Source organism: Kitasatospora sp. NE20-6 (genome assembly GCF_045862635.1).
In genome coordinates this window covers 120,389-145,518 of sequence record NZ_BPRL01000007.1, presented here as the reverse complement: position 1 = coordinate 145,518, position 25,130 = coordinate 120,389, and the positions used below count along the sequence as shown (strand labels likewise).

At 75.5% G+C, this 25,130-nt stretch carries 28 protein-coding genes; 12 read left to right on the top strand and 16 right to left on the bottom strand.

Going from position 1 to position 25,130, the window contains the following annotated elements:
• The first annotated feature begins 184 nt into the window (after window positions 1–184).
• A complete protein-coding gene (locus tag SNE206_RS09035; RefSeq protein ID WP_407912857.1) occupies window positions 185–1,273 on the top strand; it encodes a hypothetical protein in 1,089 nt (362 codons plus the stop codon).
• A 135-nt stretch (window positions 1,274–1,408) separates the two neighbouring features.
• Here the strand turns inward: SNE206_RS09035 and SNE206_RS09030 are convergent, their stop codons facing one another.
• The 8 genes from SNE206_RS09030 to SNE206_RS08995 all read right to left on the bottom strand — a co-directional run bounded on the left by SNE206_RS09030 (window position 1,409) and on the right by SNE206_RS08995 (window position 5,953).
• The gene (locus tag SNE206_RS09030) at window positions 1,409–2,173 is read right to left on the bottom strand and encodes a MerR family transcriptional regulator (RefSeq protein ID WP_407912856.1); all 765 of its coding nucleotides are present in this window, start codon (window positions 2,171–2,173) and stop codon (window positions 1,409–1,411) included.
• Between the two features lie 327 nt (window positions 2,174–2,500).
• Window positions 2,501–3,058 (bottom strand): flavodoxin family protein, encoded by a 558-nt coding sequence (locus SNE206_RS09025; RefSeq protein ID WP_407912855.1) that lies wholly within the window; start codon window positions 3,056–3,058, stop codon window positions 2,501–2,503.
• A 99-nt stretch (window positions 3,059–3,157) separates the two neighbouring features.
• Window positions 3,158–3,574 (bottom strand): PPOX class F420-dependent oxidoreductase, encoded by a 417-nt coding sequence (locus tag SNE206_RS09020; protein WP_407912952.1) that lies wholly within the window; start codon window positions 3,572–3,574, stop codon window positions 3,158–3,160.
• Window positions 3,575–3,646: 72 nt separating this feature from the next.
• The gene (locus tag SNE206_RS09015) at window positions 3,647–3,928 is read right to left on the bottom strand and encodes a hypothetical protein (protein WP_407912854.1); all 282 of its coding nucleotides are present in this window, start codon (window positions 3,926–3,928) and stop codon (window positions 3,647–3,649) included.
• Between the two features lie 204 nt (window positions 3,929–4,132).
• Entirely contained in the window at window positions 4,133–4,489 is a 357-nt protein-coding gene (gene trxA / locus SNE206_RS09010; protein WP_407912853.1) for a thioredoxin, read from the bottom strand.
• A 9-nt stretch (window positions 4,490–4,498) separates the two neighbouring features.
• Window positions 4,499–4,927: a MerR family transcriptional regulator gene (locus SNE206_RS09005; RefSeq protein WP_407912852.1), complete on the bottom strand. Its 429-nt coding sequence runs from the start codon at window positions 4,925–4,927 to the stop codon at window positions 4,499–4,501.
• Between the two features lie 29 nt (window positions 4,928–4,956).
• Window positions 4,957–5,379, bottom strand: coding sequence for a cupin domain-containing protein (locus SNE206_RS09000; RefSeq protein WP_407912851.1), 423 nt, complete (start codon window positions 5,377–5,379; stop codon window positions 4,957–4,959).
• Between the two features lie 106 nt (window positions 5,380–5,485).
• Window positions 5,486–5,953, bottom strand: a complete 468-nt coding sequence (locus tag SNE206_RS08995; RefSeq protein WP_407912850.1) for a MarR family winged helix-turn-helix transcriptional regulator — start codon at window positions 5,951–5,953, stop codon at window positions 5,486–5,488.
• Between the two features lie 125 nt (window positions 5,954–6,078).
• Between SNE206_RS08995 and SNE206_RS08990 the strand changes: the two genes are divergently transcribed.
• Window positions 6,079–6,489 (top strand): organic hydroperoxide resistance protein, encoded by a 411-nt coding sequence (locus SNE206_RS08990; RefSeq protein WP_407912849.1) that lies wholly within the window; start codon window positions 6,079–6,081, stop codon window positions 6,487–6,489.
• A gap of 106 nt (window positions 6,490–6,595) precedes the next feature.
• Here SNE206_RS08990 and SNE206_RS08985 read toward each other — a convergent pair whose 3' ends face one another.
• From SNE206_RS08985 to SNE206_RS08975, 3 genes are all read right to left on the bottom strand, one after another.
• The gene (locus SNE206_RS08985) at window positions 6,596–7,354 is read right to left on the bottom strand and encodes a sporulation protein (protein ID WP_407912848.1); all 759 of its coding nucleotides are present in this window, start codon (window positions 7,352–7,354) and stop codon (window positions 6,596–6,598) included.
• 98 nt (window positions 7,355–7,452) lie between these two features.
• Window positions 7,453–8,391, bottom strand: a complete 939-nt coding sequence (locus SNE206_RS08980) for a M56 family metallopeptidase (RefSeq protein WP_407912847.1) — start codon at window positions 8,389–8,391, stop codon at window positions 7,453–7,455.
• A 9-nt stretch (window positions 8,392–8,400) separates the two neighbouring features.
• Complete coding sequence (locus tag SNE206_RS08975) at window positions 8,401–8,940, bottom strand: BlaI/MecI/CopY family transcriptional regulator (RefSeq protein ID WP_407912846.1); 540 nt, start codon at window positions 8,938–8,940, stop codon at window positions 8,401–8,403.
• A 239-nt stretch (window positions 8,941–9,179) separates the two neighbouring features.
• Between SNE206_RS08975 and SNE206_RS08970 the strand changes: the two genes are divergently transcribed.
• On the top strand, window positions 9,180–9,755 hold the full coding sequence (locus SNE206_RS08970; RefSeq protein WP_405012458.1) for a TerD family protein: 576 nt from the start codon (window positions 9,180–9,182) through the stop codon (window positions 9,753–9,755).
• Window positions 9,756–9,758: 3 nt separating this feature from the next.
• Here the strand turns inward: SNE206_RS08970 and SNE206_RS08965 are convergent, their stop codons facing one another.
• From SNE206_RS08965 to SNE206_RS08955, 3 genes are all read right to left on the bottom strand, one after another.
• On the bottom strand, window positions 9,759–10,649 hold the full coding sequence (locus SNE206_RS08965; RefSeq protein ID WP_407912845.1) for a GNAT family N-acetyltransferase: 891 nt from the start codon (window positions 10,647–10,649) through the stop codon (window positions 9,759–9,761).
• Between the two features lie 96 nt (window positions 10,650–10,745).
• Window positions 10,746–11,243, bottom strand: coding sequence for a hypothetical protein (locus SNE206_RS08960; RefSeq protein WP_407912844.1), 498 nt, complete (start codon window positions 11,241–11,243; stop codon window positions 10,746–10,748).
• 230 nt (window positions 11,244–11,473) lie between these two features.
• Complete coding sequence (locus SNE206_RS08955; protein ID WP_407912843.1) at window positions 11,474–12,385, bottom strand: BTAD domain-containing putative transcriptional regulator; 912 nt, start codon at window positions 12,383–12,385, stop codon at window positions 11,474–11,476.
• 325 nt (window positions 12,386–12,710) lie between these two features.
• Between SNE206_RS08955 and SNE206_RS08950 the strand changes: the two genes are divergently transcribed.
• The 7 genes from SNE206_RS08950 to SNE206_RS08920 all read left to right on the top strand — a co-directional run bounded on the left by SNE206_RS08950 (window position 12,711) and on the right by SNE206_RS08920 (window position 21,820).
• Window positions 12,711–14,225 (top strand): vanadium-dependent haloperoxidase, encoded by a 1,515-nt coding sequence (locus tag SNE206_RS08950; protein ID WP_407912842.1) that lies wholly within the window; start codon window positions 12,711–12,713, stop codon window positions 14,223–14,225.
• A gap of 27 nt (window positions 14,226–14,252) precedes the next feature.
• Window positions 14,253–14,792, top strand: a complete 540-nt coding sequence (locus tag SNE206_RS08945) for an HPP family protein (protein WP_407912841.1) — start codon at window positions 14,253–14,255, stop codon at window positions 14,790–14,792.
• Between the two features lie 112 nt (window positions 14,793–14,904).
• Window positions 14,905–15,771, top strand: a complete 867-nt coding sequence (locus SNE206_RS08940) for a sulfurtransferase (RefSeq protein WP_407912840.1) — start codon at window positions 14,905–14,907, stop codon at window positions 15,769–15,771.
• Window positions 15,764–16,183: a cupin domain-containing protein gene (locus SNE206_RS08935; protein WP_405012451.1), complete on the top strand. Its 420-nt coding sequence runs from the start codon at window positions 15,764–15,766 to the stop codon at window positions 16,181–16,183. Before SNE206_RS08940 ends, SNE206_RS08935 begins: the two co-directional genes overlap by 8 nt.
• A 164-nt stretch (window positions 16,184–16,347) precedes the next feature.
• Complete coding sequence (locus tag SNE206_RS08930; RefSeq protein WP_407912839.1) at window positions 16,348–16,842, top strand: cobalamin-dependent protein; 495 nt, start codon at window positions 16,348–16,350, stop codon at window positions 16,840–16,842.
• A complete protein-coding gene (locus SNE206_RS08925) occupies window positions 16,839–20,111 on the top strand; it encodes an FAD/NAD(P)-binding protein (RefSeq protein WP_407912838.1) in 3,273 nt (1,090 codons plus the stop codon). Before SNE206_RS08930 ends, SNE206_RS08925 begins: the two co-directional genes overlap by 4 nt.
• Window positions 20,108–21,820, top strand: a complete 1,713-nt coding sequence (locus SNE206_RS08920) for an AMP-binding protein (protein WP_407912837.1) — start codon at window positions 20,108–20,110, stop codon at window positions 21,818–21,820. The genes SNE206_RS08925 and SNE206_RS08920 overlap by 4 nt, the downstream gene beginning before the upstream one ends.
• 64 nt (window positions 21,821–21,884) lie before the next feature.
• Here SNE206_RS08920 and SNE206_RS08915 read toward each other — a convergent pair whose 3' ends face one another.
• Window positions 21,885–22,469, bottom strand: coding sequence for a TetR/AcrR family transcriptional regulator (locus SNE206_RS08915; RefSeq protein ID WP_407912836.1), 585 nt, complete (start codon window positions 22,467–22,469; stop codon window positions 21,885–21,887).
• 124 nt (window positions 22,470–22,593) lie between these two features.
• Here SNE206_RS08915 and SNE206_RS08910 point away from each other — a divergent pair, with 124 nt between their 5' ends.
• Together SNE206_RS08910 and SNE206_RS08905 are read left to right on the top strand one after the other, a co-directional pair.
• Entirely contained in the window at window positions 22,594–23,139 is a 546-nt protein-coding gene (locus tag SNE206_RS08910) for a carboxymuconolactone decarboxylase family protein (protein ID WP_407912835.1), read from the top strand.
• 107 nt (window positions 23,140–23,246) lie between these two features.
• Complete coding sequence (locus SNE206_RS08905; RefSeq protein ID WP_407912834.1) at window positions 23,247–24,236, top strand: LysR family transcriptional regulator; 990 nt, start codon at window positions 23,247–23,249, stop codon at window positions 24,234–24,236.
• 24 nt (window positions 24,237–24,260) lie between these two features.
• Here the strand turns inward: SNE206_RS08905 and SNE206_RS08900 are convergent, their stop codons facing one another.
• Window positions 24,261–25,082 (bottom strand): putative protein N(5)-glutamine methyltransferase, encoded by an 822-nt coding sequence (locus tag SNE206_RS08900; protein WP_407912833.1) that lies wholly within the window; start codon window positions 25,080–25,082, stop codon window positions 24,261–24,263.
• Window positions 25,083–25,130 lie beyond the last annotated feature (48 nt).

Below are 25,130 nucleotides of genomic sequence, written 5' to 3'. Positions count from 1 at the left end.
ACCGCACAATGGGGCGCCACATTTCCCCGCACGGATTTCCGGGGTCCGATCCGCAGGCCGGACGGCCCGTCGAATTCATCGCACAGCTGATCGACGACGACGGTAGACTGCCCCGGTCCCGACACCCGGCAGATCGCGGCGCTTTTCGGGCGTACCGTCAACAATGCTTTCCCTAGGGGTAATTGTGAATAACCGGCGCCTTCGGCATGCCACCACCGGCCTCGCCGCCGCCGCAGCCGTCGCGCTCTGCGGCGCCGTGACCGGTACCCCGGCGCAGGCGGTCACGGGCGGATCCACCGGCACCGTGAAGACCGCGGCCGAATTCCAGCTCACCATCGCCACGGAGGTCGACCCGCAGCTGACGGTCCGGAACGCGGACGGCACGTGGACGGCGTGGCGCAGTGTCCCCGACATGTACTACCTCCCCTCGGCCACCACGTCCGTGACCCAGGTCGAGGCCGGAGGCCGGACCTTCCTGGCCGCGATGGGTTCGGCGATCCAGTTCCTGATCCGGGACACCGACGGGACCTGGAACTCGCCGACCGACCTCACCGCTCCCATCGCGGACGAGGTACCGATCCTGCACTCCGGCAACACCCCGCCGACCGCCCGTCTGACCAGGCTGATGGGCTCGGCGTTCGTCGACAACGAGTTCCACCTCTTCGCCCGCACCGCCGCCGGCTCCCTCCACGAGGCCGTCCGGCACGGCGACGGCACGTGGGGCACCTGGCAGGACGTGTCGGTGCCCGGCGTCCTCCCCGGCCGGATCACCGAGCTCTCGGCGGTGACCCTGACCGGCGGTGACCTCCAGCTGCTCGCCGTCGCCGGCGGCAAGCTGTGGCACACCGCCCGCGCGGCCTCGGCCTCCGCCTTCTCGGCGTGGTCGGACGTCTTCGCCGGTTCGTCCGGCCCCGGCACCGCCCAGCACGTCTCGGCCGCCGAGGTGAAGGGCGAGCTCCAGGCCGTGGTCACCACCGGCAACGGCACCGGTGTGTACCACGCCGTCCGCCGCACGACCGGCGCGTGGACGGTCTTCGGCGACGTCGAGGCGGCCACCCGGACCCCGCTCGGCACGGTGACCGGCGTGGCCGTCGGCGGCAGCAACCAGTACACCGACGGCGACGTGCTGCAGGTCGCCGTCCTCGACAGCAACGGCAAGCTGTTCCACACGCTCCGCAACGCGAACGGCACCTGGACGAAGTTCGGCAGCGTGGACGCCGCCACCGGCGCCCACTTCGGCACCGCCTCCGCGGTCCTGGCCTCGGCCCGGTGAGCCCGGCCGGGCCGTGGCCCGGACCCGGCCGGGGCGGCACCGGCGCGTAGAGCGGGCACCGGTACCGGCACCGGAGGGCCCCCGCTCCCTGCGGCCGGTGCCGGCGCCCGCCGACGGAGCCGTCCCCGGTGCCCGCTACGCGCCGTGGCGCTCGGCGTTGGCGACGATGGCGTCGTGGAGCCACCGGGCCAGGCCGGGGGCGAGCCGGTCGTAGGCGGCGGTGAAGCGCGGGTCGGCGACGTACATCTCGGCGAGCCCGCGGTGGATGGCGTGGTGGCACGTGTAGAAGTGCCCGGTGATGTGCCCGCGGTGCTCCTCGGCGAGCGCCGCGGCCTGCTCCGAGTCGGCCGGCACACCGGCCGTGAACGCCTCGGCGAGGCGGGAGTCGAGGGCGTCCGCCGCGTCCCTGATGCGCTGCCAGTCGTCCTTCGTGTAGCCGCCGGTGCGGCGCTGCGACTCCTTCCAGGGATCGGTGCCGCCCCAGCGTTCCCCGGCCTCGCCCTCCCAGCTCTCCCGGTAGTCGCTCCCGAACACCTCGAACTTCTCCTCGGGTGTCAGCCGAATGCCCATCTTCTGTGCCTCCATGGCTCGTTCGACGGCCGCGGCGAGTTCCTGGAGCCGGCCGATCCGCTCCCCGAGGAGCCGGCGCTGGCGGCGCAGGTGCTCGTCCGGCGAGAGGGTGGGGTCGTCCAGGATCGCCGCGATCTCTTCGAGGGGGAAGCCGAGTTCGCGGTAGAACAGGATCCGCCGCAGCCGGTCGAGGTCCGCGTCCTCGTACCGGCGGTAGCCGGCGGGGGTGCGGCCGCCCGGCGAGAGCAGGCCGATCGTGTCGTAGTGGTGCAGGGTGCGTACGGTGACGCCGGCCAGCCCGGCCACCTGGCCCACGGTGCGTCCGCTCATCGGGTCGTTCCCTCCTCGTGGCCTCCAGCGTCGGGCCTCACGGTGCGTGAGGGTCAAGCGCGGTCCCGTGCGAGCTCCGACCGGACGGTGCCGCGGGCGGGCCGGGGCCGGGTGCACCGGACGATTGTCGCCGCACGGCGGGCCGGACACGATGGCGGCATGACGACGGGGGGTCGCGAACCCGGCACCGACCGCGGCGCGGTCGCCGAGCGACACGTACGCGGGGATCGCGCCGGGGCCGGTGCCGGGGTTCGTGGTGGCGCGGACGGCGGGCGCGGTGCCGGGTCCGGCCCTGGGCGGGCTGCTCCTCGGGGTGCCGGGGGCGGGTCAGGTGGCCAGGAAGGACTTCGCGCGCAGCAGGGCGGACTCGTCGGCGAGCACGTCGCCGGGCCGGTTGCCGCTGCCGAGCAGCACGCCGCCCCAGCGCATCCCGAGGTAGTCGGCGGAGCGGCGCAGGGTGCCGGTGAGCGGGTCGGCGTCGGAGGGGTCGCTGCCGGCGTAGGCGGTGACGCCGTAGAGGGTGCGGCCCGCCATGCGGGACGTGAAGTCGGTGCCGGGCACGCGCATCCAGGCGGACCAGTGGTCGAGGTAGAGCTTCACCGGTGCGCTGACGCTGTACCAGTACAGCGGGGAGACGATGACGAGGTCGGTGGCGTCGAGGGTGGCGTCGAGCAGGGTGCGGGCGTGGCCGGTCGGCTCGGGGTAGATCCCGTCGCCGTCGTGGCGGCGGTCGGTGAAGGGCGGGAGTCCGTCGAGGCCGAGCCAGCGCTGCTCCGCTCCCGCGGGGAGGTGTTCGGCGGCGCGGCGGGCGAGGAGTTCGGCGTTGCCGCCGGGGCGGGTCGAGCCGAGCAGGAAGAGGTGGCGGCGCTGGGCCTGGTCGGCCATGGGGGGCTCCGGTGGTTGCGGCGGGCGTGGCCGGGGCGGTGTCCGGCGTACGCGTGCAACAACGGTCCGCGGTGCGGTTCTTCCCCTCGGCCGGGCCGGTCAGTCCGAGATGCCGCCCTGGGCGTTGACCTGGTCGATGCGGATGCGGACGAGGAGTTCGCCGGGGACGCCGTTGCGGGCGCCGAACTCCTCGGCGCGGTGCTCGCCCATGTAGCGGGCGGCGATGCGCGTGGCCCAGTGCCGGAGTTCGGCCGGGTCCTCGGAGAGGGTGGCGGTGCCCTGCACCAGGACGAAGGAGAAGGGCGGGCGCTCGTCGTCGACGCAGAGCATGACGCGGGGGTCGCGGGCGAGGGTGCGGCCCTTGACGGTGTCCTTGCCGGTGTTGAGCACGATGTCGCCGCCGTCCACCAGGAACCAGACCGGCGCGACGTGCGGGCGGCCGTCGGCGCGGGTGGTGGCGAGCTTGGCGGTGCGGGTGCCGTGGCTGAGGAAGGAGCGCCACTCGGGCTCGGTCATCCGGGTCATGCGGTCCATCCTCGCGTCGGGGGGCGGCCGGTCCGGTGCGCCGCGCCGGGGCCGGTGGCGCGGTCAGCGCCGGCGGGCGGCCCGCAGGAGCACGGCGAACCCGGCTGCGGTCAGGAGCAGACCGGCCGCGGTGACGACCAGGAGCGCCGCGGGGGACGCCCCGAGCAGCCGGGCGCAGGCGTTGACGGCGCCGCAGGCCCAGATCAGCAGGAGCCCGGCGGCGAGCGGCCGGCGGGCGGCAGGGCGGTCGCGCCACCGCGGCGGGGTCCAGCCCGCGAGCAGCGCGACGGGGACCGGCAGCATGACGGCGGAGTACGCGAGGAAGAAGACGGCCTGGGTGCTCACCGCTGCACGTCTCCCTGCGGGCGGCCGGTGGCGGACCGCACGGAGTCGTCGAACGGAGCGGGCGCGGGGCGGGTACGGTCCACGGGGGCCTCCGGGGCAGGGTCGGGCAACTCGCCGACCAGACTTCCCGGCACACCGTGGGTGAGCGTACCCGCCCGGGGGCGGTGGGGGAACACCGGTCCGGGGAGGGCCGGTGACCGTGTGTCAGGCCGCGGGGCCGGAGGGGAGGACGTCGGCGAGTTCGCGGAGGAGGCGGGCCTTGGCGCGGGCGCCGACCATGGTCTTCACCGGCTCGCCGCCGCGGAAGACCACGAGGGTCGGCATGGAGAGCACGCCGTAGCGGGCCTGGGTCTCCGGGTTGGTGTCGACGTCGACCTGGACGATGCGGATCCGTCCGGCCTCCTCGCGGGCGACGTCGGCGAGCACCGGGGCGAGCATGCGGCAGGGCGGGCACCAGTCGGCGGTGAACTCGACCAGGACGGGCCCGTCGGCGGCGAGCACCTCGGCGGCGAAGGTCGCGTCGGTGACCTCGGCGACCCCTTCGATCTGTGCGACGGCCATGCTGTCTCCTCAGGTGTGGTGGCGGGTGGCGGGGTGCGGGGCGAGCTCGCAGCGTGGTTCGGGGCCGCCGGGGAGGTCGGCGCCGGCTTCGAGTTCGGCGCGGGCGAGCTGGGCGGCGACCTCGTCGCGGACGGCGGCGAGGCGGGCGACGACGTCGTCGAGCTCGGCGAGCTTGGCGCGGTAGACGTCGAGCGAGGCGGGGCAGGTGTCGCCGGCCGGGTGTCCGGCCTGCAGGCACTCGACGAACGGCCTGGTCTCCTCCAGTTCGAAGCCGAAGTCCTGGAGGGTCCGGATCTGCCGGAGCAGCCGGAGGTCCTCCTCGTCGTACTCCCGGTAGCCGTTGCCGTTGCGCCGGGCGGGCAGCAGCCCGCGCGATTCGTAGTACCGCAGTGCCCGTGTGGTGGTGCCCGCCCGCCGGGCCAGTTCGCCGATCCGCATGCCTCCGACGGTAGACCTTGCCGCGGACGTCAACGCCAGCCCGGCGCCGGGAGGGCCGGGAACGGGCAGGGGGCGGGCCGGGCGAGCGGGCTGCCGGCCGGCAGGACGTACGTGATCAGCAGGACGACGGGCTCGGTGCCGAGGTTGCTGCCGAGGTGCACGCGGTGCGGGCCGGCGGGTTCGACGAAGGCGCTGCCCGCGGCCTGGGTGAGCCGGGTGCGGTCGTGGAGGGTGCGGGTGAGGGTGCCGGAGCGCACCACGACGATCAGGGGGCCGGGGTGGTAGTGCCAGTCCGTGGAGGCGCCGGGGGCGAGGGTGATCTCCTGGACGGTCACCTCGGCGCGGCCGCCGACGCGGGCGGTGATGCCGGTGTCGCAGGTGCCGGCGGCGAGCAGGGTGGCGGTGATCCCGCAGGGTGCCGCGGGCCGGTCGCCGGTCGGTGTGCTGGTCACCGGTCCCCCCGGACGGTCGACTCCTGTGGATCCGTCAGATTATCCGACTCGTTCGGGGGCGTCCGGCGGTCCGGCGGGGAGGCCGTACGGTCCGCGGGGGCGGTGGTCAGCCCGCGGAGGCGGCGGCGTCGAGCGCCGTCGTGACGCGGCCGAGCAGCTGCTGCAGGCCGGTGAGCTCCTCCACCGACACCCCGGAGGCGGCGAGGATGCGCCGCGGCACGTCGGCGGCGCGCTCGCGCAGGGCGGCGCCGTCGGCGGTGAGCCGGACGGTGACGGAACGCTCGTCCTCGGTGCTGCGCTCTCGGCGCACCCGGCCGGCCGCCTCCAGCCGCTTGACCAGCGGGGAGAGGGTGCCGGAGTCGAGGCGCAGCCGCTCGCCGATCTGCTTGACGGGCAGGTCGCCGTGCTCCCAGAGCACGAGCATCACCAGGTACTGCGGGTAGGTCAGGTCGAGGTCCTTCAGGACGACCCGGTAGACGCCGTTGAAGGCGCGGGACGCGGCGTGCAGCGAGAAGCAGATCTGGTGGTCGAGGCGGAGCAGCTGCCCGTCCGGCACCGGGAGCGGTGTGGTCATGGCTCCAGGATAGCCGCGCCGCGGGCATGTGAGTTGTGCACAATTGAATTGCGTGCTCTACTGATGGGGACGGGCGGCCCGGTACTCCGGCCGCCGACCGACTCCGAGCAAGGGACGGGTTCACCATGGACGCGCTGTACACCGCTGTCGCCACCGCCAACGGCCGCGAGGGCCGGGCCGTCAGCTCCGACGGGCAGATCGACCTGCCGCTGGCCATGCCGCCCGCGCTCGGCGGCAACGGGCAGGGCACCAACCCCGAGCAGCTCTTCGCGGCCGGCTACGCGGCGTGCTTCGCCAGCGCCCTGGGCCTGGTCGGCCGGCAGGCCGGGGTCGACACCAGCGAGGTCTCGGTGACGGCCGAGGTCAACATCGGCAAGGACGGCGCCGGCTTCGGCCTCTCCGTCGTGCTGCGCGTCGAGGTGCCCGACGCCCTCTCCGGCGAGACCGGCCGGCTGCTGGTCAAGCAGGCGCACGAGGTGTGCCCCTACTCGAAGGCCACCCGCGGCAACATCCCGGTGGAGCTCGTCGTCGAGTGACCCTCCGGGGCGCCGCACCGGCGGACGGCCGGGGCGCAGTGCGCGCCCCGGCCGTCCGCCGTTCCGTCGTTCCGTCGTGCGCGGGCCACCGCCCGCCGCCCGCCGCCTACAGCGCGGCGCGGATCCAGCCGTCGACCACGGCGGTCAGGTCCTGCTGCGCCGCCGCGTGCTCCAGGCGGTAGGTGCGCACCGCGTCACCGCTGCTCAGGAAGCCGCGCTTGTCGAACTCCAGCACCACCTCGACGCCGTACGCGTCGGCGACGAAGGTCACCTCGATCTCGTTGCAGCGGTGCGCGTACTGCGGCGCCGCCTTGAACTCGATCTCCTGGTAGAAGGGCAGCGTCTGCCGGGTGCCGCGGATGTGCCCGGCCTCCAGGTCGGCCCGGGAGAAGCGGAAGCCGAGGGCCAGCAGCCCGTCGAGGACCCGCTGCTGCACGGGCAGCGCCTCCACCGCGAGCGGGTCGACGTCGCCCTTGTCGAGCTGGCCCGCGATGTCGACCTCGGTCCGCACGCCGAGCACCATGCCGGAGAGGTGCTGCCCGCCGATCGCGGTCGCCGGGGTCTCGAACGGCACCGGGAACGAGAACGGCACCGCGAGGTTCTGGCCCGCCGCGAGCCGCAGCGGCCCGCTGACCACCGCGGACGCGAAGGTGCGGTCGGTGTGGCCCTCGTGGTCCTCGTACTCGACCTCGACACGGGCGATCAGGCTGAGCGTGATGCCGTTGATCTCGGCCTCGCGCTCACCGCCGACCAGGTTGACCTGGCCGAAGACCGAGCCGCCGGGGCGGACGGTCGGCGTGGACAGCACCGTGTCCACGGTGGGTCCGCCGACGCCGAGAGCGCCGAGAAGCCGCTTGAACACCATCGGATGCACTCCTTGGGAGTCACGGGGGTGAGGCCGCTCGATCGTACTTCGCCCCTCCGCGGCCCCCGGGGCCCAGGGCCGCCCCCGGCCCGGCGGGCCTACAGCGGCGTGACGGCCTTCAGGACCAGCAGCAACGCCGTCGCCGCGTTCAGCGCGGACAGCGCCGAGGCCGCCGTGCCCGCCGCCGCGAGCATCGCCGCCCGGCCGGCCGGGCTGTGCGCGGGCGGCCAGGACCGTCCCGGCGGCACCGGGCCTAGCAGCGCCGCCACCCGCCGCGGCACCGGGCCGGGGGCCGGGCCGGCGAACGCGGGGAGGTCCGGCCCCGCGGCGCCGCGGCTCACCAGCGCCGCCCTGGCCACCGCCCGCGCCGCCACCCGGCGGTCGCCCACCGCACCGGCGGCCTCCTCGTCGGCCCACCGCTCCGCGCCGTACGCCACCGCCCGGTGCAGCGGCCGCAGGAACGGGTTGACGCAGCCCGCCAGCCGGGTCGCCAGCAGGTAGCGGTGGTGCCGGTGCGCCAGGTGCGCCCGCTCGTGGGCCAGCAGCGCGGCCCGCTCGTCGCCGGTCAGGTGCGCCAGCATGCCGGAGGAGACGACGACGCGGCCCGGCCCGCCCGGCAGCGCGTACGCGTACGGCAGTGCGTCGGGCAGCACCGCGACGCCGTCGCCGGACGGCAGCCCGCCGACCGCCCGGTGGGCCCGGGCGCGCACCCGCACGTGGCGCACCAGCGTGCGGACGACCGCGGCGGCCACCGCCGCGAGCATCACGGCGGCGCAGGCGTCCGTCTCCACGGGGAAGGGCACCAGGTCGCGCACCTCGGGGCCGGACCAGCCGTCCGGCAGCGGGTTGCCCGGGATCCGGGCGGTGCCGAGCACGCCGAGCAGGCCGAGGCAGAGGGCGCTGCAGCCCGCCATGGCGAGGCCGAAGCCGGTGAGCAGCCGGGTCGCGGCGCGCGGGTGCAGGTGCTGCTCGGCGAGCCGGGCGATCGGCAGCACGGTCAGCGGCAGGACGAGCGGGAGGAAGACGAAGACGCCCATCGCCCGGCCTCAGCCCTCACGGCCGTCCGGCGCGGCGGCCCCGGCCGCCGGACGACCGGTCTCCGGGTGCCCGGCGTCGGGGTGCCCGGCGTCGGGATGCCCGGCGTCGGCGTGCCCGGCGTCGGGATGCCCGGCGTCGGGATGCCCGGCGGGCGCGGCCGGGACGGCGTCGAGCAGCGCGCGCAGCAGCAGTTCGTCGTGCGGGAGGAGGGCGGTGACGAAGCTCGCCAGCACCGCGTCCCGGTCGCGTTCGCCGTCCAGCAGGCGGCGCATGCGCAGGGCTGCCAGCCCGGCGGCGTCCGAGGCGGCGAGCCAGAGGTAGGAGCGGCCGGAACGCGTCCGCGAGACCGCGTTCTTGGCGTGCAGCCGGGAGAGGATGGTGACCACGGTGGTGTAGGCGAGGACGCCGTCGAGGTGCTCCTGCACCCAGCCGGCGGTGGCCGGCCCGGGGGCCTGCCGCAGGACGGCCAGCACCTGGGCCTCCAGCTCGCCCTGGCCGCGGCGGCGGGCCCGGAAGCCCCCGCCGGGGGCGGGTCGTTCGTGGGCCATGGCGGCGCCTTCCTGTCCGTGCGGGCGAGGGCGGCGCCCTCCCGGCGGCCCGTCCGCCGGGGCGGGCGGTGCGCGGGTCATCCTACTGAGCGGGCCTCCGGCGGGAGGCCGGGCCGATGCGCCGTCAGGGTCCGTTCCGGGCAGCGCCGCCAGCTCTACAGTGCTGTAGATTCATGGCTCACAGTGATCGAAGCCGGCCGGGCGTACGGGCCCGGCGCGCGCCTCCGGGAGGGAAAACCATGGGAGTCTCGCTGGCCAAGGGCGGCAACGTCTCGCTGAGCAAGGAGGCCCCGGGCCTGACCGCGGTCATCGTCGGTCTCGGCTGGGACGTCCGCGCCACCACCGGAGCCGACTTCGACCTCGACGCCAGCGCCCTGCTGTGCGACGCCGGCGGCCGGGTGGTCTCCGACGAGCACTTCGTCTTCTACAACAACCTCACCAGCCCGGACGGTTCGGTCGAGCACAGCGGTGACAACCTCACCGGCGGCGGCGACGGGGACGACGAGCAGATCAAGGTCGACCTCGCCACCGTGCCGCCGACGATCACCAACGTCGTCTTCCCGGTGTCGATCTACGACGCCGACAACCGCCAGCAGAACTTCGGCCAGGTCCGCAACGCCTTCATCCGCGTCGTCGACCAGGCCACCGGCCGCGAGGTCGCCCGCTACGACCTCACGGAGGACGCGTCCAACGAGACCGCGATGGTCTTCGGCGAGCTCTACCGGCACGGCGCCGACTGGAAGTTCCGCGCCATCGGCCAGGGCTACGCCTCCGGGCTGCGCGGCATCGCCCTCGACTACGGCGTCAACGTCTGACCGCTAGAGGTCCAGCCGGTAGTGGCAGGTGCGGTGCGTCGGACGGTAGCCCAGGGCCTCGTTGACGCGCCGCATCGGCACGTTGTGCTCCGCGGTGTCGGTCAGCAGACCGGCCAGTGCGGGGTGGCGGCGCCGCACGGCCCGGATCTGCTCCGCCTTCATCCACCCGGCCAGGCCGCGGCCCCGGTGCCCGGGCAGCACGCCGGTGCCGTAGTGCTGGGCGTCCCCGGTGCCGTCCCCGGGCACGACCAGCTCGGTGAAGGCGACCATCCCGCCGCCCTCCCCGGCCGGGCCGTCCGCCAGGACCGCCGTGGTGGTGAGGAGGTCGCCGCGCGCCGCGACGGCCGCCGCGGCGGACCGCAGCCGGTCCGCGTCCCACCGGACGGCGCCGAAGCCGGTGTCCCCCACCGGCATGTCGTCCATCGCCGGGCGGGCCGCGACGTACCGGTCGAGCAGGTCGTCAGGCACCGTGCCGTCCCACGAGACCAGCCGGTAGCCGGGGTGCGGCCGCTCCGCGAGAACGGTCAGGGCGGCCTCGTCGGCCTCCGCCAGCGGGAGCCGGGCGGCCGCCAGCACCAGCACGCGGCGCAGCCCCCGCGCGGCGAGGAACGCCTCGCCGGGCCCGCCCTCGTCCGCCCCGGCGAGCAGGACGCTCCGGTCCGCCGCCCGGGCCGCGGCCGCCGCCGCGTCCAGCAGGAGGCCGCCGGTGCCGCGGCGCCGCTCGGCCGGGTGGACGGTCAGCTCCAGCTCGGCCAGGTGCCAGCGGTCGTCCCGGTCGGACGTCCGCAGGTGCGCCGAGCCGACCGGCACGCCGTCCTCCTCGGCCAGCCACACCTCGCGGCGGGCGCCGGGGGCGGCGGCGGGATCGGTCAGGGCGGTGAGGCGGATCGGCACGGGGGCTCCAGGCTGAGGCGGTGGACGGCCCGGTGACCGTAGGCGGCGCCGGTGCCGGCCGCAACCGGTTTGCGCAGGACCGCCCCGCGGCCGGGCTCAGCCCGCGGCGGCCACCGCCTCCACCGGGCGCCGGGCGGAGCCGGTCGTCACCACCAGCACGGCGGCGAGCAGCACCAGGTTCTTCACCACGAACTCGCCCACCAGGGTGAGCATCAGCGGGTTGCCCCCGGCGAAGGCGGTGCCGGGCATCAGCACGAGCACGCCGAAGGTGCCGCACAGGTGCGCGCCGAGCACGGGCAGCGCGAGCACCAGCACGCGGCCGGTCAGCAGCCAGAGGCCGAGCGCGACCTCGAACCAGCCCAGCGCGGGCACGATCCAGCCGCCGGGGTGGCCGGGCACGGTGCCCGTCACCAGCACGGCGGCGGGGCTGCGCTCCATCACCTTCAGCACGCCGAACCAGACGTAGAGCAGGCCGAGGCCGGCCCTGAGCAGGGTGAGGCCCCACCGGTGCAGGCCGGGAAGCAGGCGGTCGGTACGGGACTCCGGTGCGGGCACGGTGGCGGGCAGCGGGCGGAAATCGGGGATCACGGTCACGGCGGCGTCCCTCCAGAACACGGCTGACGGTGGTGCGGGGCAGGCTGCGGCCGCCGGGGCCCGCAGCGGGACGGCGGCGCACGCGGACGGCGGCGCAGGGTGCCGCCGGGCAGCACGGGTGCGGCACACGGCGTGCGGCGGGTGACGGCGGGCACGTTGACGGACGAGCGGACGTACGGACGGGCGGGTCGGGCGCGAAGCGGAGCGGAGCGGAGCGGTCCGCGGGACGGTCAGGTGCCGTCCTGGCGGATCCCCGCCGGCCGGTGCAGGCTGCGCAGACTGCGGACGGTCTCCGGCCGGTCCTCGCGCGGTCCGCCGGTACGGCCTGCGGTGTCGCGGCCGGTGGTGTCGCGGCCGGCGAGCTCCCGGCGCAGCAGCTCCCGGTAGGACGTCCGGTAGGCCTGGGCGGCGATCCGGTTGCCCGCCGCCAGGTAGGCGGCGACGAGCGTCTCGTGGGCGCTCTCGCGCAGGTTGTCGGCCTGGATCGCGACGAGCGCCGCGTCGACGGCGGCCCCCACCCATCCGGCCTGGACCAGCCGGAAGGAGAGCGCCTCCAGGGTGTGCAGGCGCTGTTCGCGCCAGCGGAGGCGGTGGTGGTCGAGCCAGTCCTCCTCCCAGTCGGGCAGCAGGTCGTGGCCGAAGTCGCAGCCCGCGGCCCGGCCGAGCTCCTCGGCGTCCAGGGGGAGCGCGAGGTTGAGCACCCGGGCCGCCGTGTCGCGCAGCGGGGTGAGGTCGGTGGAGACCTCCGGGGCGAGCCTGAGGCGTTCCCGGCCTTCGTGGAGCAGGTCGGTGCGGCTGCCCGGCAGGCGGTGCAGGGCGGTGCGCAGGGCGGCACCGGCGCGGCCCTGGTCGAGGCCGGGCCAGAGCACGGCGGCGGCCCTGGTGCGGGTGAGGCCGCCGGGTTCGACGGCCAGCAGGGCCAGCAGGCGGCGGGCGCCGATGCCCGGTTGCACCTCCTCGCCGTCGATCTGCAGGGCGAAGCTGCCGAGCAGGTCGAGCCGTACCCCGGTGCCGGTGCGGCCGGCGGGGCACGGACGGTGCCCGTCGGTGCCGTCGGCGGCGCGCAGGGCGCGTGGTCGTTGTGGTGCGCGGTCGGCGACGGCGCTCCGGCGCGCCGGGCCCGCGGTGGCGACGGCTCGCATGCCGACGCCTCCTGGCAGTGCTTGGATCATGGCTTGCCCCCGTGTCCTTCACCTGCTTTCCACGCTAACGACCGGATGTCCACGGCTGCGAGCGCCATCGCCGCATTGCATGGGAGCCATAGAAGAAGCCGATCGGCCGGGTGGTCCGGCCCGATCGCGTGAGCAGCGTCGATTCCGGCCCGAACAAATGTTTGACGAGTGCACGGCCACTCTCGCGCAACACGGTGCAATGCTGCTGCAACGTGCATGCCACGAGCCGTCACATACCTTCCGCGAAAAGCCGCTTCCCCGCTTCCGGCCCGTACGCGAGAAGGACGACGCACCGATGACTCAGCCCGTATCCCCCTCCCGCACCACCCGCCGCCGGGTCATCGCCGCCGGCCTCGGCGCCGCGGGCGCACTCGCCCTTCCCGCGACCGGGCTGCTGCCCGCCACCGGCGCCTGGGCCGCGGAGACCCGCACCGGCCGCCGCGCGCCCGGCACCCACCAGGTCAGCGTCGTGGTCCGCTGGAACCAGGCCGTGATGGACGCGATCCTCGCGGAGTACAAGATCGCCGGCACGGTCTTCGGCCCGGCCACCGTCAACGCCCGCGCCCTGGCGGTCGTCCACAACGCCGTCTTCGACGCCTGGGCCTGCTACGACGCCCGCGCCGCCGGCACCCGCTTCGGCGGCGCGCTGCGCCGGCCGCGCCGCGAGCGCACCCTCGCCAACAAGAACGAGGCGATCAGCTACGCCGCGCACACCGCGATGCGCGACCTCTTCCCGAACCAGGCCCCCGCCGCCGACTCCTTCCTCCGCAGCCTCGGCTACGAGCCCGACGCGGCCGCGGGCCCCGACACCCCCGCCGGCATCGGCCGCCGCACCGCGCAGGCCGTGCTCGACTTCCGCCACCAGGACGGCGCCAACCAGCTCGGCACGCCCGCCTACAGCGACACCACCGGCTACGTCGCCCGCAACCAGCCGCAGGCGGTCGCCGCGTTCGACCCGGCGCTGGTCACCGCGCCCGAGCACTGGCTGCCGATGATCGTCAACGGCAGGACCCAGAAGTTCCTCACCCCGCAGATGGCCGTGATGACGCCGTTCGCGCTGACCCGGCCCGACCAGTTCTCCGTGCCCGCGCCGCCCGCCTACCCGTCGACCCGGCTCTCGGACGCCATCGAGGAACTGCTGGAGATCAGCGAGAACCTCACCGACGAGCGCAAGGCCATCGCGGAGTTCTGGCTCAACGCGGACGTCACCCCGCCCGGCGCCCAGCAGCTGTGGGGCCGCTTCGTCTCCGCCCGCGACTGCTACGGCGTCGACGAGGACGCGCCGCTCTTCTTCGGCCTCAACATGGCCGAGTGCGACGCCGCGATCGGCTCCTGGGCGATCAAGCGGCAGTTCGACTTCGCCCGGCCGTCCACCCTGATCCCCTACGACCGGCGCGGCCAGCAGATCCGCTCCTGGGGCGGGCCCGGCCAGGGCACCGTCACCATGGACGGTCTCCACTGGCGCGCCTACGTGCCGGTGCCGCCGTTCCCGGCGACCGTCTCCGGCCACTCCACCTTCTCCGGCGCGGCCGCCGAGTTCCTGCGCCGCTTCACCGGCACCGACTCCTTCGGCGACTCGTACCTCTTCAAGGCCGGCACCTCCACCATCGAGCCCGGCCTCACCCCCGCCGTGGACGTCACGCTGACCTGGCCGACCTTCACCGCCGCCGCCGAGCAGGCCGGCATCTCCCGCCTCTACGGCGGCATGCACTGGAGCTTCGACAACGGCCCCGGGCTGGAGATGGGCCACAAGATCGGCCGCGTCGTCCACCGGAAGGCCGAGGACCTCCTCCACGGCTCGCACGCCTGACTCCGCCACCACGGGAGCTGACCGACCATGACGAACCAGACCACCAACCGGCCGGCCGCCGCACCCGCCCCGGCCGCCCGGCCCGGCGGCGGCCGCGCCCCGGCCTTCGCCGGCACCCGCGCCACCGTGGCCGGCACGCTGACCACCATCGTGTCGCTGCTGGTGCTGGCCGGGCTCGGCAAGGCCACCGGCTCGCTGCTGCTGATCGCGCCGCTGGCCGCCACCGCGATGATCATCTGCGCCAGCCCGGCCCTGCCGCCCGCCCAGCCCCGCGGAGTGCTGCTCGGCCAGCTCGGCTCGGCCCTGATCGGCTACGCGGCGGCCGCCGTCGCCGGCCGCTCGCTGTGGACGGCGGCCGTCGCCGCAGGCCTCTCCGTCGGACTGATGGGCCTGCTCCGGGCCGTGCACGCGCCCGCCGCCGCCACCGCGGTGCTGGTCGTCGTGCAGCACCCGGCGCCCGTCCGCTTCCTGCTGCTGCTCGCCGCAGGCAGCGTCCTGCTGATCCTCGTCGGCCTCGCGGCCTCGCGGATCGGCGCGATCGGCAAGTACCCCACCTACTGGTGGTGACCGCACCCGCGGCGGGCCTGCCCGGCCCGCCGCGGGGCGACGGCCCACCGCACCGACCGGCCACGCCGGACCCACCCGAGACAGCTGAGACACCGACAGGAAAGGAGAACCGATGGACCGGCACAGCATCCTGGTCGACTGCGACTGGGTCAGGGCCCACGGCTCCGACGAGGGCGTCGTCATCGTCGAGATCACCGACGGCGGCGCCAACCCCGCCGGCCGCATACCCGGCGCGGTGAGCCTCGACTGGACCACCGACCTCCAGGACCGCGTCCGCCGTGACCTCGTCGGCCCGGAGGCGTTCGCCGCGCTGCTCGGCCGCCACGGCATCGGCCCGGACGACACCGTCGTCCTCTACAGCGGAAACAGCAACTGGTGGGCCGCCGCAGGCTTCTGGCAGTTCCGCCTGCACGGCCACCGCGAGCTGCGCCTGCTCGACGGCGGCCGGGCCCGGTGGGAGGCGCTCGGCGGCGACCTGACCGTCGAGGCACCCACCCGCGCCCCCGCCGAGTACCCCGTGCGGCCCGCCGACGAGGCGCTGCGCGCACGCCGCGACACCGTCATCGGCGGCATCGGGGCGATCAACCTCGTCGACTGCCGCTCGCTGGAGGAGTACCTCGGCGAACGCACCGCGCCGCCCGGCGTGCCGGACGACCAGGGCGTGCGCCCCGGCCACGCGGAGTCCGCGCAGCACATCCCGTGGAGCGCCACCGTCCGCCCGGACGGCACCTTCCGTGACCGGGAGGAGCTGGAGGCGCTCTACTCGCAGCTCGACGAGGCCGCGCCCACCGTCGTCTACTGCCGCATCGGCTGGCGCTCCGCGCACAGCTGGTTCGTGCTGCACGAGCTGCTCGGCCGCGACGGCGTCGCCAACTACGACGGCGCCTGGCGGGAGTTCGGCTCCCTGGTGGCGGCACCCATCGTCGCCGGTCCGCTCCCCTGGGGCGTCGTCCGGGCCGCGGAGGTCTCCCATGCCTGACGTGACCGTCATGCGCGACGTGCTGCGCAACGGCTTCGACATGACCGACCTGCCGTGGGTTCCGTGGACCGAACCCGGCCGTGTCGGCGTCGAGTTCGTCGTGCTGTGGGGCCCCGACGCCGCCGAGGGGGAGGACTCCGCCGCCCTGCTGCTGCGCTTCCCGCCCGGCGCGCACGGCGACTTCCACGAACACCTCGGCCACGAGCTGATGCTGGTGCTCGACGGCGTGCTCGACCACAGCGACGGCCGCAGCTTCCACCGCGGCGACCTCGTCGTCGAGGACCCGGGCACCCGGCACCAGATGTCCAGCTCCGACGGGTGCACGGTGCTCGCCGTCCGCGCCCGCCCGGCCGCCGCCCGCCGCCCCGAGGACGGCGAGATCACCACCGGGGTCGGCGCAGCCGCCTCCTGACCCGTACGCCCGGCACGGGCCGGGCACCGGACGCGCGCACCACCACGCCGCGCCCGGTGCCCGGCCGCACGACGGACGCCCCCGACCGGGCGCGCCCGGCACCACCGGACGCCGCCGGCACCACCCCGGCCCTGCGCCGCCCCGCCGCCATCCGAGGAGTAGCCATGTCGCCTTCCCGAACCGCCACGCCGTACGCGCTGCGCCCGGCCGCACCGCTGGAGCCGGCCGAGAGCCGCCGCGTACTGCTCACCACCGGCTCGTCCGACGCGCACACCTGGAACCTCGTGCACCTGCAGCTGCTGCTGGAGGAGCACGGCCACTCCGTGCTCAACCTCGGCCCCTGCGTGCCCGAGCAGCTGCTCGTCGACACCGCGCAGCTGACCCGGCCCGACCTGGTCGTGCTCAGCTCGGTCAACGGCCACGGGCACCTCGACGGGCTGCGCGCCGCCCGTGCCCTGCGCGCCGACCGCACCACCCGGGACATCCCCATGGTCATCGGCGGCCTGCTCGGCATCTCCCCCGAGGGCGCGGAGCAGCGCACCGCCGAACTCCTCGCGGCCGGCTTCGACCAGGTGCACCCGGACGGCACCGACCCGTCCGTGCTGCTCGCCTTCCTCGCCGACCTGCCCGTCCTGTGTACCGAGCGGGCCGCCGCGTGAGCCGCTCCCCCGCATCCCCACCGGACCTCGGCAGTTACGTCCGCGCCGCCGCCACCGCCGGCGAACTCGTCGTCCAGCCCCGCATGGGCATGGCCGTCCCGAGCGAGATGGCCGCCGGACTCACCGCGGTCGCGAGCCTGGCCGAGCGCACCGTCGCCACCATCACGCTCGACAGCTACACGCGGGTCGGCGACCACAGTGCCGCCGTCGCCGCCGTCCGGGCCGGCAAGCCGCTCAACGGCTTCCCGCTGGTCGGTCACGGCCCGCGGACGACCGCCAAGGTGGCCGCCGCCGCCGGACGCCACACCCCCGTCCAGGTCAGACACGGCTCCGCCGACCCCCGCGCGATCTTCCGCACGATGGCCGCCGCCGGCCTCGGCACCAGCGAGGGCGGCCCCGTCTCGTACTGCCTGCCCTACGGGCGGACCCCGCTCGCGGAGTCGGTCGCCGCCTGGCGCGAGGCCGTCCGCACCCTCGCCGAGGAGAGCCGGGCGCACGGCGTCCGGGCCCACCTGGAGTCGTTCGGCGGCTGCCTGCTCGGGCAGCTGTGCCCGCCGTCGCTGCTGGTCGCGATGTCGGTCCTGGAGTGCCTGTTCTTCGCCCAGAACGGCATGACGAGCGTCTCGCTCAGCTACGCGCAGCAGACCAGTCCGCAGCAGGACGTCGAGGCGCTGGCCGCCCTCCGCCTGCTCGCGGAGGAACTCCTCCCGCCCGGCGTCGACCGCCACGTGGTGCTCTACACCTACATGGGCGTCTTCCCGCGCAGCGTGCCCGGGGCCGGTCTGCTGCTCGCCCGCAGCGCCGAACTCGCCGTCCGCGGCGGCGCCGAACGCCTCATCGTGAAGACCGAGACCGAGGCGCACCGCATTCCCACGGTCGCCGAGAACCTCACCGCGCTGCGCACCGCCGCGGCCCAGGCCCGCCGGGCCCGCCGCGAACTCGCCGACCCCCCGCGCGAACCGGGCGGCGAGGCCACCGAGGTGCTGCTGGAGGCGCGGGCGCTCATCACCGCCGTCCTCTCCCTCTCGGACGACGTCGGCACGGCGCTGCTGCGCGCGTTCCACCGCGGCATCCTTGACGTCCCGTACTGCCTGCACCCCGACAACCGGGGCGCGGCCCGCGGCACCATCACCGACGACGGCCGGCTGCGCTGGTCCGAGGTCGGTGCGATGCCGCTGCTCGCCACGGTCGGCCGGTCCGGCGCGATGACGTCCACCCGGCTGTCGCAGATGCTGCGCCGGGTCGCCGATCAGCACGACCGCGAGGCCGCCCGGCAGGCCCCGGAGCCGGAGGCCGTCCACACCGAGCCGGCGCCGCTGCGGATCGGCCTGGTCGGCGGCGGGCCGCGCGGCCTGTCGGTGCTGGAGCGGCTCGTCGCCCGCTGTGCCGAGCAGCCGCCGGCCCGGCCGGTGGAGGTCACCGCGATCGACCCGTACTGCATCGGCGTCGGCCGGATCTGGCGGCCGGAGCAGTCCCGGTGGTTCCTGATGAACACCCCGGCGCGGGAGGTCACGATGTTCTCGGGGCCGTCCGACGGCGGCCCGGCCCGGCCCGGCGCCGGTCCGACGCTCGCCGAGTGGTGGGAGGCCGACGACCCCGAGCACGCCGAGCCCGAGGGCTACGCGCCGCGCGTCGTCTACGGCCGGTACCTGCGGTTCGTCCTCGGGCTCGTGATGAACGCGCAGGCACCCGGCCTGACGATCCGTGCGGTGCGGTCGCGGGTGCTGACCGCCGACCGCGGCCACGGCCACGGCCGCGGCAACGGCAACGGCAACAGCAACGGCCCGGACGCCCTCGGCGAGCCGGTGCACCGGCTGCGGCTGGAGCGCGGCGACGTCATCACCGTCGACCGGCTGGTGCTCGCCTCCGGCCACCCCACCAACGAGCTCGACGAGCAGCAGCGCGAGTGGCAGGCCTTCGCCGAGGAGCGTCCGCCGCTGCGGTACGTGACCGGCGACTCCGCCGCCGAGATGCCGCTCGACACCATCCCGCCCGGCACCACGACGGGCATCCTCGGCATGGGCCTGACCTTCTACGACGTCGTCGCCGCGCTCACGCTCGGCCGCGGCGGCCGGTTCACGCCCGCCGAGGGCGGCGGCCTGCGCTACCTGCCCAGCGGGCAGGAGCCGCTGATCGTGCCCGCCTCACGCAGCGGCATCCCGCTGCTGACCCGCGGACGCAACCAGAAGAGCGCCGACTTCCGGTACCGCGCACGGCTGTTCACCGCGCAGCGGATGGGTGCCGTGCGCGCCGCCGGGCCGGTGGACTTCCAGTCGCAGGTGCTGCCCTGGCTGCTGGCCGAGATGAACCTCGTCCTCCTCGGCACGCGGCTGCGGCACAGCACGGGCCCGGACGCGGAGCGGGCGTTCGGCGACCTGGCCGCGGCGACCTTCCGTGAGGAACCGCCCAGCCCGGCCGAACTCGGCGTGCTGGCAAGCGGTTTCGGTGACGCCGGGGAGCCGCTCGGGGCACTCTGGCGGCTCTCCCGGCCGTTCGCCGGGCAGCGATTCGCCAGCCCGGCGGACTACCGGCGGGCCCTCACCACCTGGCTCCGCGAGGACTGCGCCGAGGCGCTGCGCGGCAACGTCGACGGCCCGGTGAAGGCGGCGAGCGACGTGCTGCGCGACGTCCGCGCGACGATCCGGTCCGTCGTCGACTTCGCCGGGCTCACCCCCGACTCGCACCGGCGCTTCCTCGCCGACTTCAACCCGGTCGCCGCGGTGATCTCCACCGGGCCGCCCGCGCAGCGCACCGAACAGTTCCTCGCCCTGCTCGAAGCGGGCGTGCTGGCGCCGGCCGGCCCGGCCGCGCGGTTCCGCACCGACCGCGAGCTCGGCTGCTTCACCGTCGAGTCGGGCCAGGTCGAGGACTCCCGGGTGCGGCTCGCCGCCCTGATCGACGCCCGGGTGCCCAGCACCGACCTGCGCTCCGACCGCGATCCGCTGATCCGCGGGCTGCTCGCCGACGGCGTGATCCGCACCTTCGTCAACTCCTGGGCGGGCGGCGCCTTCGACACCGGCGGCATGGCCACCACCGACACGCCGTTCCATCCGGTGCGGGCCGACGGCGCGATCGAGCGCAGCATGTACGTGCTGGGCATCCCGAGCGAGCACACCCGCTGGTTCACCCAGGTCGGCAGCGGCCGTCCGGGGCCGTGGGGCGCGTTCACCCGGGACGCCGACGCCATCGCCGAGTCGCTGCTGGCAGGGGCGAGGACGCCGGACGCCGAGGTGGCCGCCGCGGTCCCGGCCGGGAGGGCGGGCCGGTGACCGGAGAACTCCCCGCCGGCTACTGGACGCACCGCAGGACGGCGGCGCACCTCGCGTTCCGCGAGGCCCGCGACCGGCTGCTCGACCTGCGCGGCGACCTGGCGGCGGCCCGCGCCGCCCACCGGCCGCCCCGGCCGGCCGCGTTCAACTGGGCGCTGGAGTGGTTCGACGTCGTGGCGGCCGGTGCCGCGGGCCCGGCCCTGCAACTGCTGGCGCCCCCCGGCCCGGACGGCCGGGCGGCCGTCGCCGAGGAGGCCGGCTGGGCCGAACTCTCGGCGCGGTCCGACACCCTGGCGGTCGCCCTGGCCGGCCTGGGCGTGGCCCGCGGCGACCGGGTGCTGCTGCTGCTCGGCACCCGCACCGAGCTCTGGGAGAGCCTGCTCGGCTGTCTCAAGCTCGGTGCGGTGGTGGTGCCGTCCTACCAGGACGTGACCCGGGAGGAGGCCGCCGACCGCATCGTCCGCGGCCGGATCCGGCACGTGCTCTGCTCCGCGGACGCGGCCGCCCTGGTCGACGGCCTGCCGGTGCCGGGCCGCCGGATCGCCCTGGGCGACCGGCCCGGGCCCGGCTGGGACGCGTACCCCGACACCCGCTCGGTGCACCGGCCCTACCTGCCGGACGGCCCCACGCCCGCGGACGACCCGGCGTTCTGCTACTTCACCTCCGGCACGACCTCGCTGCCGAAGCTGGTCGAGCACACCCACACCAGCTACCCGGTCGGCCACCTCTCCAGCCTCTACTGGAACGGCCTGCAGCCCGGCGACCGGCACCTCAACCTCTCCGCCCCCGGCTGGGCGAAGCACTCGTGGAGCAGCTTCTTCGTGCCCTGGACGGCCGGCGCCACGGTGCTGGCCCCGCCCGACGGCGGCCTCGCCCCGGAGGTGCTGCCGGGCGTGCTCGCGGAGCACGCCGTCGACAGCTTCTGCGCGCCGCCCAGCGCCTGGCGGGCGATGCTTCCGCACCTGCACCGCACGGGCGGTGCGGCCGTCCGGCTGCGGGAGGCCACGGCGGCCGGCGAGCCGCTGACGGAGGAGGTGTCCGTCGCGGTCGCCGCCGCCTGGAACGTGCAGGTCCGGGACGGCTACGGGCAGACCGAGGCGACCGCCCTGATCGGCCGCACCCCGGGCGGTCCCGCACCGGTCTCCCCGCTGGGCCACCCGCTGCCCGGCTGGACAGTGGTGCTGCGGGATCCGGCGACCGGTCTGTCCGGCGACTCCGGCGAGGTCTGCCTCGACCTGTCCGAGCGCCCGGTCGGTCTGATGGCCGGCTACGCGGACGACCCCGTCCGGACCGCCTCCGCCCTCGCCGACGGCCTGTACCGCACCGGCGACGTCGGCGAACGCTGCGCGGACGGCTCGATCCGCCTGCTCGGCCGACTCGACGAGGTGTTCAAGTCGTACGGGCACCGGGTGTCGCCGGTGGAGATCGAGGCGGTGCTCCGCAGCCACCCCGAGGTGGCGGACGCCGCGGTCGTGCCGCGGCCCGACCCGGCGGGCGGGCTGGTGCCGTACGCGGTGGTGGCGACGCACCGGGCGCCCCCGCAGGGCCCGGGTGCGGCCCGGCTGCGCGGCGAGCTGCTGGCGCGGGCGGCCGAGCGGCTCGCGCCGATGTTCGTCCCGCGCGGGCTGGAGTTCGCGGCCGACCTGCCGCGGACCCGGTCGGGCAAGGTGCGCCGGGCGGAGCTGGCCGCACGGTTCACGGGCGGCTGACCGCCCCGGCCCTGCGGGCGGCGGCGGTGGCCTCCCGCCGCTCCGGAGCGGCGGGAGGGTGCGGTCAGCCGGCCGTCGGCGCCGCGCCGCGGTCGGCGGTGGAGAGCAGGGCCTCGGCGACGGCGCGGGCCCGCGGTGCCGCGTCGACGGTGCGTTCGCGCAGGGCGGTGATGATGGCGCCGTCGCCGAGCAGGGCGAGCTGCCGGGCGAGGTCGAGGTGGCCGCGGTACCCGGCGGCGGCCAGCAGGGTGTCCAGGTAGGCGACGACCTTCTGCTTGTGCTCGGCGGCGACCTGGTGCGCGGGGCTCTGCGGGTCGGCCTCCTCGACCATGGTGTTGATGAAGGCGCAGCCGCGGAAGTCCGCGGCTGCGAAGCGCTGCGCGAGGCCGTCGAAGAGGGCGAGCGCCAGGTCGCCGGGCGGGCGGGGGCTGGCGTCGACGGTGTCGGCGAGCCAGGCGCGCCAGGCGGCGTCGCGGCGCCGGAGCACCTCGACGACCAGGTCGTCCTTGCTGGGGAAGTGCCGGTAGAAGGAGGCGCGGCCGACCCCGGACTCGCTCAGGATGCGTTCGATCCCGACCGCGCGGATGCCCTCCTCGTAGAACAGCCGGTCAGCCGCGGTGAGGAGGCGTTCTCTCGCATTGCTCGGCATCCGGAAACGGTACCACTCGGTTCTGATTCTCCGATGGGCGTTGACGCATGTCGGTACCGATCGGTACCGTCCTAGGTGTTCGGTACCGATCGGTTCCATCTTTCGCCGCCACCGAGGAGACACCATGTCCCGTCTGCCCCAGCTCACCGCCGAGACCGCCAACGAGGAGCAGCGCGAACTCCTGGAGAGCACCCTCAAGCAGCTCGGCAAGGTGCCGAACCTCTACGCCGCCCTCGCCAACGGCCCTGCCGCGCTGCGCGGTTACCTGGCGATGCGGGAGGCCCTGGTCGGCGGCACCTTCAGCACCAAGCAGCGCGAGCAGCTCGCCCTCTTCATCGCCCAGCGCAACAGCTGCACCTACTGCGTCTCCGCGCACACCATGCGCGGCGGCCGCGTCGGCCTGAGCGAGGACCAGCTGATCGCCACCCGCCGCGGCACCGACACCGACCCGCACATGGACCAGGTGCTCAAGCTGACCGGCGAGGTCATGGCCAGCGGCGGCCGGGTGAGCGACGCCGCGCTCGCCGAGGCCCGCGACGCCGGCGTCACGGACGCCGAGATCGCCGAGATCGTGGGCCACGTCGCCCTGAACGTGCTCTCCAACTTCTTCAACCACGTCGCCGAGCCGGAGCTCGACTTCCCGCTGGTCGACGCCCACACCCTGGACTGACGGGCCGCGGCGCGGGGCCGGACCTCGGCACGCCGGCCCCGCCGCCCACCGACAGCCGTCACCCCACCACACCACGGGCACCACACGGGCGGCATGCGGGAGCAGCAGTGGACATCGACATCAAGACCCTGAGAACGTTCTGCGAGGTCATCAGAACCGGCTCGTTCACGAGTGCCGCCCAGCGGCTCGGCTACTCGCAGTCGAGCGTGACCGCCCAGATGCGCGCCCTGGAGAGACAGGTCGGCGAACCCGTCTTCCAGCGGCTGCCCAACGGCGTGCGCCTCACCACCGCCGGTTCCACGCTCCGCGGCTACGCAGGCCAACTCCTCACCCTGGTCGGCGAGATGGAGCACGCCCTGCGCGGCCCGACCGCTCCCGCCCCACGGCTCAAGGTCGGCCTGGCACCCGCCCTCGCCTACGGCGAACAGCTCGCCAGGATCGCCCGGTTCGGCCGCCGGCTGCTGCCGGACGTGCAGCTCGCCCTCCGGGTGATGGGCACCGCCGAGATCCACACCGCCCTCCGGACCGGCACCCTCGACGGCGCCATCCTCCTCACCGGACGCGACCACCACCGCCCCGTCGCCACCGTGCCGGCGGCCACGGTGCCCGCCACGGCCGGCCGGGCCGGTGCCGAGGCGCGGACCGCCGTCCTCGCCCGGCGCGCCTCCGCCGCACCCGGCCGTACGGACGGGCTCCAGGCCGAGATCGACGTCCAGGAGCTGGAGTTCACCCCCAGCACCCGGGCCGTCGGACGGATCACCGGCACCTGCCGGCAGGTCGTCGTCGCCGACCCCGACTGCCCCTCGCAGCGCTGGCTCCCCGAATTCCTGCGCCTGCGCGGCGGCGAGACGCCCGAGAGCCTCGAACTCGGCTCCATGGACGGCGTCCACGCCACCGTGCAGGGCGGCCTCGGCTGCGCCATGCTGCCGTCCGGCCTGGCCGGCTCCGCCGACGGGGCCGGCCTCGCGCCCATCCCCGGCGTACCGCGGATGCAGTGGACGGTCTCGCTGCTCGGCGCCCGCGGCAAGGAGATCCGCGACAGCCACCGCCAGGGCCTCGCCGACGCCATCCGGCTGGCACTCACCTGCCCGGTATGACCCCGGCCCGCGGGGACGGCCCGCTCAGCCTGCCCGGCCCGCCCGGCCGAGGAGGGTGCCGACCACCACTGTCGCCTCCAGGTCCTCGCAGACCACCACCCGGGAGGCCAGCCCGGCCGCGGTGAAGGCCGCCACCGTGCCGGCCGCCTGACGGCCGCTCGTCTCGATCAGCAGCCGGCCGTCCGGCGCCAGCCACTCCGGCGCCCCCGCGGCCACCCGCCGCTGGACGTCCAGACCGTCGGCGCCGCCGTCGAGGGCGACCGGCGGCTCGTGGTCCCGGGCCTCCGCCGGCAGCAGCGCGAGGGCGGTGGTCGGCACGTACGGCGCGTTCACGACCAGCAGGTCGACCCGGCCGCGCAGCGACGACGGCAGCGGCTCGTAGAGATCGCCCACGTACACCGCACCGCCGAACGGCCCGACGTTGCGCCGGGCGCAGTCCACCGCCACCGGATCGATGTCCGCCGCGTACAGCTCGGCCCGGCCCAGCGCCGACGCCACCGCCGCGCCCACCGCCCCGGCCCCGCAGCACAGGTCGACCACGACCGCGGACGACGGCATCCCGTCGACCGCCTCGACCGCCCGGGCGACCAGGAACTCCGTCCGCCGCCGCGGCACGAACACGCCCTCCCGGACCTCGATCCGCAGACCGCAGAACTCGGCCCAGCCGAGGACGTGTTCGAGCGGAAGACCGCCCTCGGCCCGCCGCGCCACCAGGGCGTCGAGCTCGTCGGGGGTACGCGCCGCGGAGACGAGCAGCTCCGCCTCGTCCTCGGCGAAGACGCAGCCCGCGGCACGCAGCCTGCCGACGACGGCGGAGACGACCTGGGCGGAGAAGAAAACAGACATGAGAGCCTCTCGGGGACAACCGACAGGTGTCCCACGGCCCACCTACAG

Excerpts from the sequence above, each read along its gene's own strand:
- SNE206_RS09030 (WP_407912856.1), bottom strand. The coding sequence starts at position 2,173 with ATGAGCGGACGCACCGTGGGCCAGGTGGCCGGGCTGGCCGGCGTCACC.
- SNE206_RS09025 (WP_407912855.1), bottom strand. The coding sequence starts at position 3,058 with ATGGCCGACCAGGCCCAGCGCCGCCACCTCTTCCTGCTCGGCTCGACC.
- SNE206_RS09020 (WP_407912952.1), bottom strand. The coding sequence starts at position 3,574 with ATGACCGAGCCCGAGTGGCGCTCCTTCCTCAGCCACGGCACCCGCACC.
- trxA (WP_407912853.1), bottom strand. The coding sequence starts at position 4,489 with ATGGCCGTCGCACAGATCGAAGGGGTCGCCGAGGTCACCGACGCGACC.
- SNE206_RS09005 (WP_407912852.1), bottom strand. The coding sequence starts at position 4,927 with ATGCGGATCGGCGAACTGGCCCGGCGGGCGGGCACCACCACACGGGCA.
- SNE206_RS08995 (WP_407912850.1), bottom strand. The coding sequence starts at position 5,953 with ATGACCACACCGCTCCCGGTGCCGGACGGGCAGCTGCTCCGCCTCGAC.
- SNE206_RS08990 (WP_407912849.1), top strand. The coding sequence starts at position 6,079 with ATGGACGCGCTGTACACCGCTGTCGCCACCGCCAACGGCCGCGAGGGC.
- SNE206_RS08985 (WP_407912848.1), bottom strand. The coding sequence starts at position 7,354 with ATGGTGTTCAAGCGGCTTCTCGGCGCTCTCGGCGTCGGCGGACCCACC.
- SNE206_RS08980 (WP_407912847.1), bottom strand. The coding sequence starts at position 8,391 with ATGGGCGTCTTCGTCTTCCTCCCGCTCGTCCTGCCGCTGACCGTGCTG.
- SNE206_RS08975 (WP_407912846.1), bottom strand. The coding sequence starts at position 8,940 with ATGGCCCACGAACGACCCGCCCCCGGCGGGGGCTTCCGGGCCCGCCGC.
- SNE206_RS08970 (WP_405012458.1), top strand. The coding sequence starts at position 9,180 with ATGGGAGTCTCGCTGGCCAAGGGCGGCAACGTCTCGCTGAGCAAGGAG.
- SNE206_RS08955 (WP_407912843.1), bottom strand. The coding sequence starts at position 12,385 with ATGCGAGCCGTCGCCACCGCGGGCCCGGCGCGCCGGAGCGCCGTCGCC.
- SNE206_RS08950 (WP_407912842.1), top strand. The coding sequence starts at position 12,711 with ATGACTCAGCCCGTATCCCCCTCCCGCACCACCCGCCGCCGGGTCATC.
- SNE206_RS08945 (WP_407912841.1), top strand. The coding sequence starts at position 14,253 with ATGACGAACCAGACCACCAACCGGCCGGCCGCCGCACCCGCCCCGGCC.
- SNE206_RS08940 (WP_407912840.1), top strand. The coding sequence starts at position 14,905 with ATGGACCGGCACAGCATCCTGGTCGACTGCGACTGGGTCAGGGCCCAC.
- SNE206_RS08935 (WP_405012451.1), top strand. The coding sequence starts at position 15,764 with ATGCCTGACGTGACCGTCATGCGCGACGTGCTGCGCAACGGCTTCGAC.
- SNE206_RS08930 (WP_407912839.1), top strand. The coding sequence starts at position 16,348 with ATGTCGCCTTCCCGAACCGCCACGCCGTACGCGCTGCGCCCGGCCGCA.
- SNE206_RS08915 (WP_407912836.1), bottom strand. The coding sequence starts at position 22,469 with ATGCCGAGCAATGCGAGAGAACGCCTCCTCACCGCGGCTGACCGGCTG.
- SNE206_RS08910 (WP_407912835.1), top strand. The coding sequence starts at position 22,594 with ATGTCCCGTCTGCCCCAGCTCACCGCCGAGACCGCCAACGAGGAGCAG.
- SNE206_RS08900 (WP_407912833.1), bottom strand. The coding sequence starts at position 25,082 with ATGTCTGTTTTCTTCTCCGCCCAGGTCGTCTCCGCCGTCGTCGGCAGG.